Source organism: Streptococcus sp. 517s, from assembly GCF_054445985.1.
Window position 1 is genome coordinate 1,876,631 of record NZ_CM136847.1, and the last position, 14,453, is coordinate 1,891,083.

The 14,453-nt window shown below is 45.2% G+C and carries 9 protein-coding genes; all 9 read left to right on the forward strand.

What is annotated here, in order from left to right; all coding sequences use genetic code 11:
- Positions 1-195: 195 nt before the first annotated feature.
- On the forward strand, positions 196-2,349 hold the full coding sequence (gene comA / locus ACVX3R_RS09365) for a peptide cleavage/export ABC transporter ComA (protein ID WP_458794982.1): 2,154 nt from the start codon (positions 196-198) through the stop codon (positions 2,347-2,349).
- 12 nt (positions 2,350-2,361) lie between these two features.
- Complete coding sequence (gene comB / locus ACVX3R_RS09370; protein ID WP_458794983.1) at positions 2,362-3,711, forward strand: competence pheromone export protein ComB; 1,350 nt, start codon at positions 2,362-2,364, stop codon at positions 3,709-3,711.
- A 168-nt stretch (positions 3,712-3,879) separates the two neighbouring features.
- Positions 3,880-4,587, forward strand: coding sequence for a phosphoribosylaminoimidazolesuccinocarboxamide synthase (gene purC / locus ACVX3R_RS09375; RefSeq protein WP_458794984.1), 708 nt, complete (start codon positions 3,880-3,882; stop codon positions 4,585-4,587).
- Between the two features lie 65 nt (positions 4,588-4,652).
- Positions 4,653-8,378: a phosphoribosylformylglycinamidine synthase gene (locus ACVX3R_RS09380; protein ID WP_458794985.1), complete on the forward strand. Its 3,726-nt coding sequence runs from the start codon at positions 4,653-4,655 to the stop codon at positions 8,376-8,378.
- A gap of 12 nt (positions 8,379-8,390) precedes the next feature.
- A complete protein-coding gene (purF, locus tag ACVX3R_RS09385) occupies positions 8,391-9,833 on the forward strand; it encodes an amidophosphoribosyltransferase (RefSeq protein ID WP_270748515.1) in 1,443 nt (480 codons plus the stop codon).
- Positions 9,834-9,877: 44 nt separating this feature from the next.
- Positions 9,878-10,900, forward strand: a complete 1,023-nt coding sequence (gene purM, locus ACVX3R_RS09390; protein WP_248026219.1) for a phosphoribosylformylglycinamidine cyclo-ligase — start codon at positions 9,878-9,880, stop codon at positions 10,898-10,900.
- On the forward strand, positions 10,897-11,442 hold the full coding sequence (purN, locus tag ACVX3R_RS09395; protein ID WP_458794986.1) for a phosphoribosylglycinamide formyltransferase: 546 nt from the start codon (positions 10,897-10,899) through the stop codon (positions 11,440-11,442). The genes purM and purN overlap by 4 nt, the downstream gene beginning before the upstream one ends.
- 15 nt (positions 11,443-11,457) lie before the next feature.
- On the forward strand, positions 11,458-13,005 hold the full coding sequence (purH, locus tag ACVX3R_RS09400) for a bifunctional phosphoribosylaminoimidazolecarboxamide formyltransferase/IMP cyclohydrolase (protein ID WP_458794987.1): 1,548 nt from the start codon (positions 11,458-11,460) through the stop codon (positions 13,003-13,005).
- A gap of 121 nt (positions 13,006-13,126) precedes the next feature.
- Positions 13,127-14,389 carry a phosphoribosylamine--glycine ligase gene (gene purD, locus ACVX3R_RS09405; RefSeq protein ID WP_458794988.1) on the forward strand — a complete coding sequence of 421 codons (1,263 nt, stop codon included), beginning with the start codon at positions 13,127-13,129 and terminating at the stop codon, positions 14,387-14,389.
- Positions 14,390-14,453 lie beyond the last annotated feature (64 nt).

Consider the following 14,453-nt stretch of genomic DNA (forward strand, 5'->3'; position numbering starts at 1 on the left):
AGTTTATTTGTGGGTATTCATTTTTTAACGGTTACTTTAAGCAGGCAGGACTCTTGTTCTGCCTATTTTCTTTGGCAAAAGTGTTGTTCAGGTGTGGATATTGTTTTTTCAGAAATAATTCTCTTATTTCTTCCTTATTTGGTTAAAATAATCTTACAAATTTTTAAAGAGATTGTTAGAAAAAAGGAGATGGATATGAAATTTGGGAAAAGGCACTATCGTCCACAGGTGGATCAGATGGATTGTGGCGTGGCTTCCTTGGCTATGGTCTTTGGCTACTACGGTAGTTATTACTCCTTGGCTCATCTACGAGAGTTAGCCAAGACGACCATGGATGGGACGACCGCTTTGGGACTTGTAAAGGTGGCAGAGGAGATTGGGTTTGAGACGCGGGCTATCAAGGCGGATATGACGCTCTTTGACTTGCCAGATTTGACCTTTCCTTTTGTGGCTCATGTGCTTAAGGAAGGAAAGTTGCTCCACTACTATGTGGTGATAGGTCAGGATAAGAAGCACATTCATATCGCTGATCCGGATCCTGGTGTCAAGCTGACCAAGATTTCCCGTGAGCGATTTGCGCAAGAGTGGACAGGGGTCAGTATTTTTATGGCGCCATCTCCGGGCTATAAACCTCATAAGGAGAAAAAACAGGGGCTCCTATCCTTCTTGCCGATTTTACTCAAACAGCGTGGGTTAATTACCAATATTGTCCTAGCGACACTCTTGGTAACATTGATTAACATTGTAGGTTCTTATTATCTGCAGTCCATCATTGATAGTTATGTGCCAGACCAGATGCGCTCGACACTGGGTATTATCTCTATTGGTTTGGTCATCGTCTATATTCTCCAGCAAATTTTGTCTTATGCCCAGGAATATCTCCTACTAATCCTTGGGCAACGCTTGTCGATTGACGTGATTTTGTCCTACATCAAGCATGTTTTTCACCTGCCGATGTCCTTTTTCGCGACACGCAGGACAGGAGAAATCGTGTCTCGTTTCACGGATGCTAACAGTATCATCGATGCGCTGGCATCGACTATTCTGTCGATTTTCCTAGATGTGTCAACGATTTTGATTATCTCGCTGGTCTTGTTTTCACAAAATATAACGCTCTTTTTCATTAGTCTGCTTGCACTTCCCATTTATACAGCGATTATCTTTGCCTTTATGAAGCCTTTTGAAAAGATGAATCGGGGCACTATGGAAGCCAATGCGGTTCTGTCTTCTTCTATCATCGAGGACATCAACGGTATTGAGACTATTAAGTCTTTGACCAGTGAAAGTTCACGCTATCAAAAGATTGATAAGGAATTTGTAGCTTATCTGAAAAAATCCTTTACCTACAGTCGGGCAGAAAGTCAGCAAAAGGCTCTGAAAAAAGTTGCTCAGCTCCTGCTAAATGTTGCCGTTCTCTGGCTGGGAGCTATTCTGGTCATGGATGGGAAAATGAGTTTGGGCCAGCTGATTACCTATAATACCTTGCTTGTTTACTTTACCAATCCTTTGGAAAATATCATCAACCTGCAAACCAAACTTCAGACAGCGCAGGTTGCTAATAATCGCTTAAATGAGGTTTATCTAGTAGCTTCGGAGTTTGAGGAGAAGAAAACAGTCGAAGATTTGAGCATGATGAAAGGGGATATGACCTTTAAGCAGGTTCACTACAAGTATGGCTATGGTCGTGACGTCTTGTCGGATATCAATTTTACGATCCCGCAAGGTTCTAAAGTGGCTTTCGTGGGGATTTCAGGGTCAGGCAAGACCACCTTGGCCAAGATGATGGTTAACTTTTACGACCCTAGTCAGGGAGAGATTAGTCTGGGTGGTGTCAATCTCAATCAGATTGATAAAAAGGCCCTACGCCAGTACATCAACTATCTGCCTCAACAGCCCTATGTCTTTAACGGAACGATTTTGGAAAATCTTCTCCTTGGAGCTAAGGAGGGAACGACTCAGGAAGATATCTTACGGGCGGTTGAGTTGGCCGAGATTCGGGAGGATATCGAGCGCATGCCACTGAATTACCAGACAGAATTGACTTCGGATGGGGCAGGGATTTCAGGTGGCCAACGGCAGCGAATCGCTCTGGCGCGTGCTCTCTTAACGGATGCACCTGTTTTGATATTGGACGAGGCGACCAGCAGTCTGGATATCTTGACGGAGAAGCGGATCGTGGATAATCTCATGGCTTTAGACAAGACCTTGATTTTCATCGCCCATCGCTTGACCATAGCTGAGCGGACAGAAAAGGTTGTTGTTTTGGATCAGGGCAAGATTGTCGAAGAAGGCATCCATGCAGACTTGCTTGCACAGGATGGCTTTTACGCCCATTTGGTGAATAGCTAGAAAGAGGAGAGGATGAAACCAGAATTTTTAGAAAGTGCGGAGTTTTATAATCGTCGTTACCATAATTTTTCCAGCCGGGTGATTGTACCCATGTCCCTTCTGCTCGTGTTTTTACTTGTCTTTGCAGTTTTTGCAGAGAAAGAGATTAGTTTGTCTACCAGAGCGACTGTCGAACCTAGTCGGATCATTGCCAACATCCAGTCGACTAGCAATCAACGCATTGTGGCCAATTATCTGGAAGAAAACAAACTGGTCAAGCAAGGAGATCTGCTCGTTCAGTACCAGCAAGGGGCGGAGGCTGTCCAGGTTGAGGCATATGCCAGTCAATTGGAGATGCTAAAGGATCAAAAAAAGCAGTTGGGATATTTGCAATCCAGTTTGAAAGAGGGGAGTGATCAATTTCCAGAGGTGGATAAGTTTGGTTACCAGGAGATGTTTCGAGATTATCTCAGCCAAGCGAATGGTATCAGGAGCAATGTTTCTCAGCAAAATGAGACCATCGCGTCCCAGAATGCAGCAGCTAGTCAAACCCAAGATGAAATCGGGAACCTCATCAGTCAAACAGAGGCTAAAATCCGAGACTACAAAACGGCTAAGTCAGCGATTGAAAAAGGAGATCAATTGGATAGTCAGAATCTAGCCTATTCTCTCTACCAGTCCTATAAGTCTCAGGGTGAGGAAAATCCCCAAGCTAAAGTTCAAGCTGTTGCGCAGGTTGAAGCGCAGCTTTCTCAGTTAGAGTCTAGTCTGGCTACGTATCGTGTACAGTATGCGGGTTCTGGTGCCCAGCAAGCCTATGCGTCTGGTTTAAGCAATCAATTAGAATCCCTCAAATCACAACACTTGGCAAAGGTTGGTCAGGAATTGACTCTTCTAGATCAGAAAATTTTGGAGGCGGAGTCAGGTAAGAAGGTACAGGGAGGTCTCCTAGATAAAGGGAAGATTATAGCAAGTGAGGATGGGGTGCTTCACCTCAATCCTGAGACTGGTGAATCTACGATGGTCGCAGAAGGAACCCTGCTAGCCCAACTCTACCCATCCTTGGAAAAAGAAGGAAAAACCAAACTCACAGCCTATCTCAGTTCAAAAGATGTTGCTAGAGTCAAGATTGGGGACTCTGTCCGTTATACTACGACTAATGATGCGAAGAATCAAATTTTCCTGGATTCCACGATTACAAGTATTGATGCGACAGCTACAAAGACTGAAAAAGGAAATTTCTTTAAAATTGAGGCGGAGACATATCTAACTTCGGAGCAGGCTGAAACACTTCGTTATGGTTTAGAAGGCCGCCTGCAGATGATTACAGGAAAGAAAAGCTATCTCCGTTATTTTTGGGATCAATTTTTGAATAAAGAATAATATTCGTGTTTTTCAAAGGATAAATGATTTTAAAACTGTAAGAAGAGCTTATCTTGCAGTTTTTCTTTATGCTTAAAATGGAAAAACGTTATTTATTCGTAAAAATCTTGAATTTTTCATGCTTTTGTGGTAGAATGTGCTCAAGTAAAACGAAAGGCGAACTTTAAAATGTCAAAACAACTAATCTATTCGGGAAAAGCTAAGGATATCTATACAACTGAGGATGAAAATCTTATTATTTCAACTTACAAGGATCAGGCGACTGCCTTCAACGGTGTCAAGAAGGAGCAGATTGCGGGCAAGGGAGTCTTGAATAATCAGATTTCATCTTTTATTTTTGAAAAGTTGAATGCTGCTGGTGTAGCGACTCATTTTGTGGAGAAGCTTTCAGATACGGAACAACTCAATAAAAAGGTGGAGATCATTCCTTTGGAAGTTGTGCTCCGCAACTACACGGCTGGTTCCTTTTCAAAACGTTTTGGTGTAGATGAAGGTATCGCTTTGGAAACTCCAATTGTCGAATTTTACTATAAAAATGATGATTTGGATGATCCCTTTATCAATGACGAGCATGTGAAATTCCTTAAAATTGCGGATGACCAGCAGATTGCTTACTTGAAGGAAGAAACCCGTCGTATCAATGAGCTCTTGAAGGCTTGGTTTGCTGAGATTGGTCTTAAATTGATTGACTTTAAGCTAGAGTTCGGTTTTGACAAGGATGGCAAGATTATCTTGGCAGACGAGTTTTCACCCGATAACTGCCGTTTGTGGGATGCAGATGGCAACCACATGGACAAGGATGTTTTCCGTCGTGGCTTGGGTGAATTGACGGATGTTTACGAGATTGTCTGGGAAAAGTTGCAGGGTTTGAAATAATCTGTTTGCAAGACTCTCAAGGCTGTTTGGGAACATTGCAAGAGCTGAAATAAAGGAATAAATTTATGGATAAACGTATTTTTGTTGAGAAAAAGGCTGATTTTCAGGTCAAGTCAGAGAGTTTGGTAAGAGAACTCCAGCATAACTTGGGATTGTCAACTTTGAAAAGTATTCGCATTGTGCAGGTTTATGATGTCTTTGATTTGGCAGAGGACTTGTTTGCACCTGCGGGAAAACACATCTTCTCTGAGCAGGTGACGGATCATGTCTTGGATGAATCAGCTGTGCAAGCGGATCTTGCTAACTATGCTTTCTTTGCCATTGAAAGCTTGCCAGGGCAATTTGACCAGCGTGCAGCTTCGTCACAGGAAGCCTTGCTTTTGCTGGGGAGTTCGAGTGATGTGACAGTCAACACAGCCCAACTTTATCTGGTTAATAAAGATATTGATGCGACTGAGTTGGAAGCGGTCAAGAACTACCTGCTCAACCCAGTGGATTCTCGTTTCAAGGACATCACTACTGGGATTGCCAAGCAGGAATTTTCAGAGTCAGACAAGACTATTCCAAAATTGACTTGCTTTGAAAACTATACGGCAGAAGACTTTGCCCACTACAAGGCCGAGCAAGGGATGGCCATGGAAGTTGATGATCTGCTCTTTATCCAAGACTACTTCAAGTCAATCGGGCGCGTACCAACGGAGACAGAGCTCAAGGTTTTGGACACTTACTGGTCTGACCACTGCCGTCACACGACTTTTGAGACAGAGTTGAAACAGATTGATTTCTCAGCTTCTAAATTCCAAAAGCAATTGCAGGCGACTTATGACAAGTATATTGCCATGCGTGATGAACTAGGTCGGTCTGAAAAGCCACAAACCTTGATGGATATGGCGACTATTTTTGGTCGTTATGAGCGTGCTAATGGTCGTTTGGACGATATGGAAGTGTCTGACGAAATCAATGCTTGCTCGGTCGAAATCGAAGTGGACGTTGATGGTGTGAAAGAACCATGGCTTCTCATGTTTAAGAACGAAACTCACAACCACCCAACGGAAATCGAACCATTTGGTGGGGCGGCTACTTGTATCGGTGGAGCTATTCGTGACCCATTGTCAGGACGTTCATACGTTTACCAAGCTATGCGTATCTCAGGCGCTGGTGATATTACAGCTCCGATTTCGGAAACTCGCGCTGGGAAATTGCCACAACAAGTCATTTCGAAAACAGCGGCTCATGGTTATTCTTCGTATGGTAACCAAATTGGTCTGGCGACGACTTACGTTCGTGAATACTTCCACCCAGGCTTTGTAGCCAAACGCATGGAGCTTGGTGCCGTTGTTGGTGCTGCTCCCAAGGGCAACGTTGTCCGTGAAAAACCGGAAGCGGGCGATGTGGTTATCCTTCTCGGTGGTAAAACTGGTCGTGATGGTGTCGGTGGTGCAACAGGTTCTTCTAAGGTTCAAACAGTTGAGTCTGTAGAGACTGCTGGTGCTGAGGTTCAAAAAGGGAATGCCATCGAAGAGCGCAAGATTCAACGCCTTTTCCGTAATGGCGATGTCACTCGTCTCATCAAGAAATCCAACGACTTTGGAGCAGGTGGTGTCTGTGTGGCTATCGGTGAATTGGCAGATGGTCTTGAAATCGACCTCAACAAGGTTCCTCTTAAATACCAAGGTTTGAACGGTACAGAAATTGCCATTTCTGAATCACAGGAACGGATGGCAGTTGTGGTGCGTCCTGAAGACGTAGATGCCTTCGTTGCAGCATGTAATAAAGAAAATATTGACGCGGTTGTTGTGGCAACAGTGACTGAAAAACCAAATCTTGTCATGCACTGGAATGGCGAAATCATTGTCAACTTGGAACGTCGTTTCCTGGATACAAACGGTGTGCGCGTAGTCGTTGATGCAAAGGTGGTAGACAAGGCTGTCAAGCTTCCAGAAGAACGAACAACAAGCGTTGACACGCTTGAATCAGATACCTTTGCGGTATTGTCTGACCTCAACCATGCGAGTCAAAAAGGTTTACAAACTATCTTTGACTGTTCGGTCGGTCGTTCAACGGTCAATCACCCACTTGGTGGTCGCTACCAACTCACACCAACTGAGGCATCTGTGCAGAAATTGCCAGTTCAGCACGGTGTAACTCACACTGCGTCAGTCATGGCCCAAGGTTTTAACCCTTATGTTGCAGAATGGTCTCCATATCATGGCGCTGCTTATGCGGTTATCGAAGCAACTGCTCGTTTAGTGGCTGCTGGTGCAAACTGGTCCAAGGCTCGATTCTCTTACCAAGAGTATTTCGAGCGCATGGATAAACAAGCAGAGCGTTTTGGTCAGCCGGTAGCGGCTCTTCTAGGTTCTATCGAAGCACAAATCCAGCTTGGCTTGCCATCTATCGGTGGTAAGGACTCTATGTCTGGTACTTTTGAAGAATTAACCGTACCACCAACCCTGGTTGCCTTTGGGGTGACAACAGCAGATAGCCGTAAGGTGCTCTCTCCTGAGTTCAAAGCTGTTGGTGAAAACATCTACTACATCCCAGGTCAAGCCCTCTCTGCAGAGATTAATTTTGACTTGATTAAGTCTAACTTTGCTCAGTTTGAAGCCATCCTAGCTGACCACAAAGTAACATCTGCATCAGCTGTTAAATATGGTGGTGTCGTTGAAAGCTTGGCTCTTGCTACCTTTGGGAACCATATCGGTGCAGAGGTGACCTTGCCTGAACTTGAAACAGCTTTGACAGCTCAATTGGGTGGATTTGTCTTCACATCTCCTCAAGAAATTGCTGGAGTGGAGAAGATTGGTCAAACGAAAGCAGACTTTACACTCCTTGTCAACGGTGTGAAGTTAGATGGACACAAACTTGACAGTGCCTTCCAAGGCAAACTGGAAGAAGTTTACCCAACAGAATTTGCCCAATCTAAAGAACTAGCAGAAGTTCCAGCTGTCGATTCTAACGAAATTATCAAAGCTAAAGAAACCATTGAAAAACCTGTGGTTTACATCCCAGTCTTCCCAGGAACCAACTCAGAATATGATTCAGCAAAGGCATTTGAAAAAGAAGGTGCAGAGGTTAACTTGGTGCCATTTGTAACCTTGAATGAAGAAGCCATTGTCAAGTCAGTTGAAACCATGGTTGACAATATCGACAAGGCCAACATTCTCTTCTTTGCAGGTGGCTTCTCAGCTGCGGACGAACCAGATGGATCAGCTAAGTTTATTGTCAATATCCTTCTTAATGAAAAAGTGCGTGCAGCCATTGATAGCTTTATCGCTCGTGGTGGCTTGATTATCGGTATCTGTAATGGATTCCAAGCCTTGGTCAAATCAGGTCTTCTTCCATACGGGAACTTCGAGGATGCCAGCGGTACTAGTCCAACCCTCTTCTACAATGATGCCAACCAACACGTGGCCAAGATGGTGGAAACTCGGATTGCCAATACCAACTCACCATGGTTAGCTGGAGTGCAAGTGGGCGATATCCATGCCATCCCAGTATCGCACGGTGAAGGAAAGTTTGTCGTGACGGCTGAGGAATTCGCGGAGCTCCGTGACAATGGACAAATTTTCAGCCAATACGTTGACTTTGATGGCAAACCAAGTATGGACTCTAAGTACAATCCAAATGGTTCTGTTAATGCCATCGAAGGAATTACCAGCAAGAACGGTCAAATCATTGGTAAGATGGGCCATTCAGAACGTTATGAAGATGGTCTTTTCCAAAACATCCCAGGAAATAAAGACCAGCACCTGTTCGCGTCAGCTGTGCGTTATTTCACAGGGAAATAAAAGGTATAAAAAATGACATACGAAGTAAAATCTCTTAATGAAGAATGCGGTGTTTTCGGTATCTGGGGACATCCAGATGCTGCAAAATTGACCTATTTTGGTCTCCATAGTCTTCAGCACCGTGGTCAGGAGGGGGCAGGAATCCTCTCCAATGATCAGGGGCAATTGAAGCGCCATCGTGATATGGGGCTTTTATCAGAAGTCTTCAAAAATCCAGCTAATTTGGATAAATTGACTGGCACGAGCGCGATTGGGCATGTTCGTTATGCGACGGCTGGAGAAGCTTCTGTAGATAATATCCAGCCCTTCCTTTTTCGCTTTCATGATATGCAGTTTGGACTTGCTCACAATGGAAATCTGACCAATGCCGAATCGCTCAAGAAAGAATTGGAACAAAGTGGCGCTATTTTCAGTTCAACTTCGGACTCGGAAATCTTGGCTCACCTCATTCGTCGGAGTCACAATCCGAACTTGATGGGTAAAATCAAGGAAGCACTCAGTCTCGTCAAAGGTGGCTTTGCTTATATCCTGCTATTTGAGGACAAGTTGGTTGCGGCCCTTGACCCTAATGGCTTCCGTCCGCTTTCTATCGGGAAAATGGCCAATGGAGCAGTTGTTGTTTCCTCTGAAACTTGTGCTTTTGAAGTCATTGGTGCTGAGTGGATTCGTGATGTGAAACCAGGAGAGATTGTAATCGTGGATGACAATGGGATTCAGTACGATAGCTATACGAATGATACCCAGTTGGCGATTTGCTCTATGGAGTATATCTATTTTGCTCGTCCTGACTCTAATATCCATGGTGTCAACGTTCATACCGCTCGCAAACGTATGGGAGCGCAATTGGCGCGTGAGTTCAAGCACGAAGCAGATATTGTGGTCGGTGTGCCAAATTCCTCGCTCAGCGCAGCTATGGGATTTGCAGAAGAATCAGGCCTGCCAAATGAAATGGGATTAATCAAAAACCAATACACCCAACGTACCTTTATCCAACCGACTCAAGAATTGCGGGAGCAAGGGGTGCGGATGAAACTGTCTGCTGTTTCAGGTGTTGTCAAAGGCAAACGTGTGGTTATGGTGGATGATTCAATTGTCCGCGGGACAACCTCTCGCCGTATCGTTCAGCTTTTGAAAGAAGCAGGTGCGTCTGAGGTTCACGTTGCCATTGGTAGTCCAGCGCTGGCTTATCCATGTTTCTACGGAATTGATATCCAGACGCGTCAGGAGTTGATTGCGGCCAATCATACGGTCGAAGAAACTCGCCAAATAATTGGTGCGGATAGCCTGACCTATCTTTCGATTGATGGCTTGATTGATTCTATCGGGATTGAAACAGATGCGCCAAACGGTGGTCTCTGTGTCGCTTACTTTGACGGCGACTACCCAACTCCTCTCTACGACTATGAAGAAGACTATCGTAGAAGTTTGGAAGAAAAGACCAGTTTTTACAAATAGACGGATAAAGACTCCCCATTAAAGGAAAGGAAGAGGAGACAAAGATGACAAATAAAAATGCTTATGCGCAGTCTGGTGTGGATGTTGAAGCGGGTTATGAAGTTGTTGAACGGATCAAAAAGCACGTGGCTCGTACGGAGCGTGCAGGTGTTATGGGAGCTTTGGGTGGCTTTGGTGGTATGTTTGACCTTTCAAAAACAGGTGTCAAAGAGCCGGTCTTGATCTCAGGGACTGACGGTGTCGGAACCAAGCTCATGCTGGCTATCAAATACGATAAGCACGATACTATCGGTCAGGACTGTGTGGCCATGTGTGTTAATGACATCATCGCTGCAGGTGCGGAGCCTCTTTACTTCCTTGACTACGTCGCGACTGGAAAGAATGAACCAGCTAAACTAGAACAAGTCGTTGCTGGTGTAGCAGAAGGTTGTGTGCAGGCAGGCGCAGCCCTCATCGGTGGAGAAACGGCTGAGATGCCTGGTATGTACGGCGAAGATGACTACGACTTGGCTGGTTTTGCAGTCGGTGTGGCTGAAAAATCTCAAATCATAGACGGTTCAAAAGTAGCTGAAGGTGATGTCCTTCTCGGACTTGCGTCAAGTGGGATTCACTCGAATGGTTACTCACTCGTGCGTCGTGTTTTTGCCGACTACACAGGTGAGGAAGTCTTGCCAGAATTGGAAGGCAAGAAACTCAAAGAAGTCCTTCTTGAGCCGACTCGTATCTATGTCAAGGCTGTCTTACCACTCATCAAGGAAGAGTTGGTCAACGGTATTGCCCATATCACAGGTGGTGGATTTATCGAGAATGTCCCTCGTATGTTTGCGGCTGACCTAGCTGCGGAGATTGAGGAAAGCAAAGTTCCAGTGCTTCCGATTTTCAAGGCTCTTGAAAAATACGGTGAAATAAAGCATGAAGAAATGTTTGAAATCTTCAATATGGGTGTGGGACTCATGCTGGCAGTTAGCCCTGAAAATGTAGGTCGTGTCAAGGAATTGTTGGATGAACCAGTCTATGAAATTGGTCGCATCGTCAAGAAAGAAAACGAAAGTGTCATTATCAAATGAAAAAAATAGCGGTTTTTGCCTCTGGTAATGGCTCAAATTTTCAGGTGATTGCCGAAGAGTTTCCGGTGGAGTTTGTCTTTTCAGACCATCGTGACGCCTATGTGCTCGAGCGGGCAGACAAGCTCGGAGTCCTGTCTTATGCTTTTGAACTCAAGGAGTTTGAGAACAAGGCAGACTACGAAGCAGCCCTTGTCGAACTCTTGGAAGAACACCAGATTGACTTGGTTTGCCTCGCCGGCTATATGAAAATCGTTGGGCCAACCTTATTGGCAGCTTATGAAGGTCGAATCATCAACATCCATCCAGCCTACCTACCAGAATTTCCAGGAGCTCATGGGATTGAGGACGCTTGGAATGCTGGTGTTGCTGAGAGCGGCGTGACCATTCACTGGGTGGACTCTGGTGTGGATACAGGCAAGGTCATCAAACAAGTTCGTGTGCCAAGGCTGGCTGATGATACTATCGAAAGCTTTGAAGCTCGCATTCATGAAGCGGAGTACAAGTTGTATCTAGAGGTTATTAGAGAATTGTTGGATAAGTAAATGAAAGGAAAAAACATGACTAAACGCGCCTTAATCAGCGTCTCAGACAAAGCGGGCATTGTTGAATTTGCCCAAGAACTAAAAAAACTTGGTTGGGACATTATCTCAACAGGTGGGACCAAGGTTGTCCTTGACAATGCTGGGGTGGACACGGTTGCCATCGATGATGTGACTGGTTTCCCAGAAATGATGGACGGTCGTGTTAAGACTCTCCATCCAAATATTCATGGTGGGCTCTTGGCTCGTCGTGATCTCGATAGCCACCTTGAGGCGGCTAAGGACAATAAGATCGAGCTCATCGACCTTGTAGTTGTCAATCTTTATCCTTTCAAGGAAACGATTCTCAAACCAGATGTGACGTACGCTGATGCGGTGGAAAATATCGATATCGGTGGGCCATCTATGCTTCGTTCAGCAGCTAAAAACCATGCCAGCGTGACGGTTGTGGTAGACCCTACTGACTACGCTGTGGTTTTGGACGAGTTGTTAGCCAATGGTAAAACGACTTACGAAACGCGCCAACGTTTGGCGGCTAAGGTTTTCCGTCACACAGCGGCTTATGACGCCTTGATTGCAGAATACTTCACAGCTCAAGTGGGCGAAAGCAAACCTGAAAAACTTACTTTGACTTATGACCTCAAACAAGCCATGCGCTATGGGGAAAATCCTCAACAGGATGCGGACTTCTACCAAAAAGCCTTGCCGACTGACTATTCGATTGCTTCAGCGAAACAGCTCAACGGTAAGGAATTGTCATTTAACAATATCCGTGACGCTGATGCTGCGATTCGTATCATCCGTGATTTCAAAGATCGTCCGACTGTTGTGGCTTTGAAACACATGAACCCATGTGGAATCGGTCAAGCTGATGACATCGAAACTGCTTGGGATTACGCTTATGAGTCTGACCCAGTGTCTATCTTTGGTGGAATTGTCGTCCTTAACCGTGAGGTGGATGCTGCGACAGCTGAGAAGATGCACGGTGTCTTCCTCGAGATCATCATCGCACCGAGCTATACGGATGAAGCGCTAGCCATTTTGACCAATAAAAAGAAAAACTTGCGCATCCTTGCCTTGCCATTTGATGCTCAAGATGCTAGTGAGGTAGAGGCAGAATACACAGGTGTTGTCGGTGGACTCCTCGTTCAAAACCAAGACGTGGTCAAAGAAAGCCCAGCAGACTGGCAAGTGGTGACCAAACGCCAACCAACTGAGACAGAAGCGACTGCTCTTGAGTTTGCTTGGAAGGCTATTAAGTACGTCAAATCAAACGGTATTATCGTGACCAATGATCACATGACACTTGGTGTTGGCCCAGGTCAAACCAACCGTGTGGCTTCTGTTCGTATTGCGATTGACCAAGCTAAAGATCGTCTTGACGGCGCTGTTCTTGCTTCAGATGCTTTCTTCCCATTTGCGGATAACGTGGAAGAAATCGCCAAAGCCGGTATCAAGGCCATCATCCAGCCGGGTGGCTCAGTCCGTGACCAAGAGTCCATCGAAGCAGCGGACAAATATGGCTTGACTATGGTCTTCACAGGCGTGAGACATTTTAGACATTAAGAAGACAAAAGGGAGGAAAACAGTTTCTTTCCCTTTTTCGTTTAAATGCTAGAGTGCAATTAGATTAAAACGAACATTTATGGTATAATGATTATAAAAAATTCGCAAAAGAGGTTAAGAGATGAAGCTGTTAGTTGTCGGTTCGGGTGGTCGTGAACATGCGGTTGCCAAGAAGTTACTTGAGTCAAAAGACGTTGAAAAAGTTTTTGTAGCCCCTGGAAATGATGGAATGACTCTGGATGGTCTGGAATTGGTAAATATCTCTATTTCCGAACATTCTAAGTTAATTGAGTTTGCAAAGGCCAACGATATTGCTTGGACCTTCATCGGGCCAGATGATGCCCTTGCTGCTGGAATTGTGGATGATTTTAACCAAGCTGGTCTCAAAGCCTTTGGTCCAACAAGATTGGCAGCGGAGCTGGAGTGGTCCAAGGATTTTGCTAAGGAAATCATGGTCAAATATGACGTTCCGACAGCAGCCTATGGCACATTTTCAGATTTCGAGGAGGCCAAGGCTTATATAGAGGAGAAAGGCGCTCCTATCGTTGTCAAGGCAGATGGTTTGGCACTTGGGAAAGGTGTTGTCGTAGCTGAAACGGTTGAGCAAGCGGTCGAAGCCGCTCATGAGATGCTTTTGGACAATAAGTTCGGTGACTCAGGCGCGCGTGTGGTTATCGAGGAATTCCTTGACGGAGAAGAGTTCTCTCTCTTTGCCTTTGTCAATGGGGACAAGTTCTACATCATGCCGACGGCTCAGGATCACAAACGTGCTTACGACGGCGACAAGGGCCCTAACACTGGTGGGATGGGTGCCTATGCGCCAGTTCCTCACTTGCCACAGAGCGTGATTGACACAGTTGTTGACACCATTGTCAAGCCAGTCCTTGAAGGGATGATCAAAGAAGGTCGTCCGTATCTTGGTGTCCTTTACGCGGGTCTTATCTTGACAGTTGATGGACCTAAGGTTATCGAGTTCAATGCTCGTTTTGGAGATCCCGAAACTCAGATTATCTTGCCTCGTTTGACATCTGATTTTGCGCAAAATATCACAGATATTTTGGAAGGTAAAGAACCAGCCATCACGTGGACGGACAAGGGTGTGACTCTTGGTGTGGTTGTCGCATCCAAGGGCTACCCGCTAGATTATGCAAAGGGTGTCGAGTTGCCAACTAAGACAGAAGGCAATATCATCACCTACTATGCAGGGGCTAAGTTTGCGGAAAATAGCAGAGCACTGCTATCAAATGGCGGACGTGTCTATATGCTTGTCACCACAGCAGATACCGTCAAAGAAGCCCAAAACACCATCTACCAAGAACTATCCCAACAAAACACAGAAGGTCTCTTTTTCCGAACAGATATCGGAAGCAAGGCAATTAAGTAAAGATATAAGTATAACGCGACGAAGTCGCCAAATACGATAATGGTCGCCGTGGTGAAAAGACCAG

Excerpts from the sequence above, each read along its gene's own strand:
- purM (WP_248026219.1), top strand. The coding sequence starts at position 9,878 with ATGACAAATAAAAATGCTTATGCGCAGTCTGGTGTGGATGTTGAAGCG.
- ACVX3R_RS09380 (WP_458794985.1), top strand. The coding sequence starts at position 4,653 with ATGGATAAACGTATTTTTGTTGAGAAAAAGGCTGATTTTCAGGTCAAG.
- purD (WP_458794988.1), top strand. The coding sequence starts at position 13,127 with ATGAAGCTGTTAGTTGTCGGTTCGGGTGGTCGTGAACATGCGGTTGCC.
- purF (WP_270748515.1), top strand. The coding sequence starts at position 8,391 with ATGACATACGAAGTAAAATCTCTTAATGAAGAATGCGGTGTTTTCGGT.
- comB (WP_458794983.1), top strand. The coding sequence starts at position 2,362 with ATGAAACCAGAATTTTTAGAAAGTGCGGAGTTTTATAATCGTCGTTAC.
- comA (WP_458794982.1), top strand. The coding sequence starts at position 196 with ATGAAATTTGGGAAAAGGCACTATCGTCCACAGGTGGATCAGATGGAT.
- purN (WP_458794986.1), top strand. The coding sequence starts at position 10,897 with ATGAAAAAAATAGCGGTTTTTGCCTCTGGTAATGGCTCAAATTTTCAG.
- purH (WP_458794987.1), top strand. The coding sequence starts at position 11,458 with ATGACTAAACGCGCCTTAATCAGCGTCTCAGACAAAGCGGGCATTGTT.
- purC (WP_458794984.1), top strand. The coding sequence starts at position 3,880 with ATGTCAAAACAACTAATCTATTCGGGAAAAGCTAAGGATATCTATACA.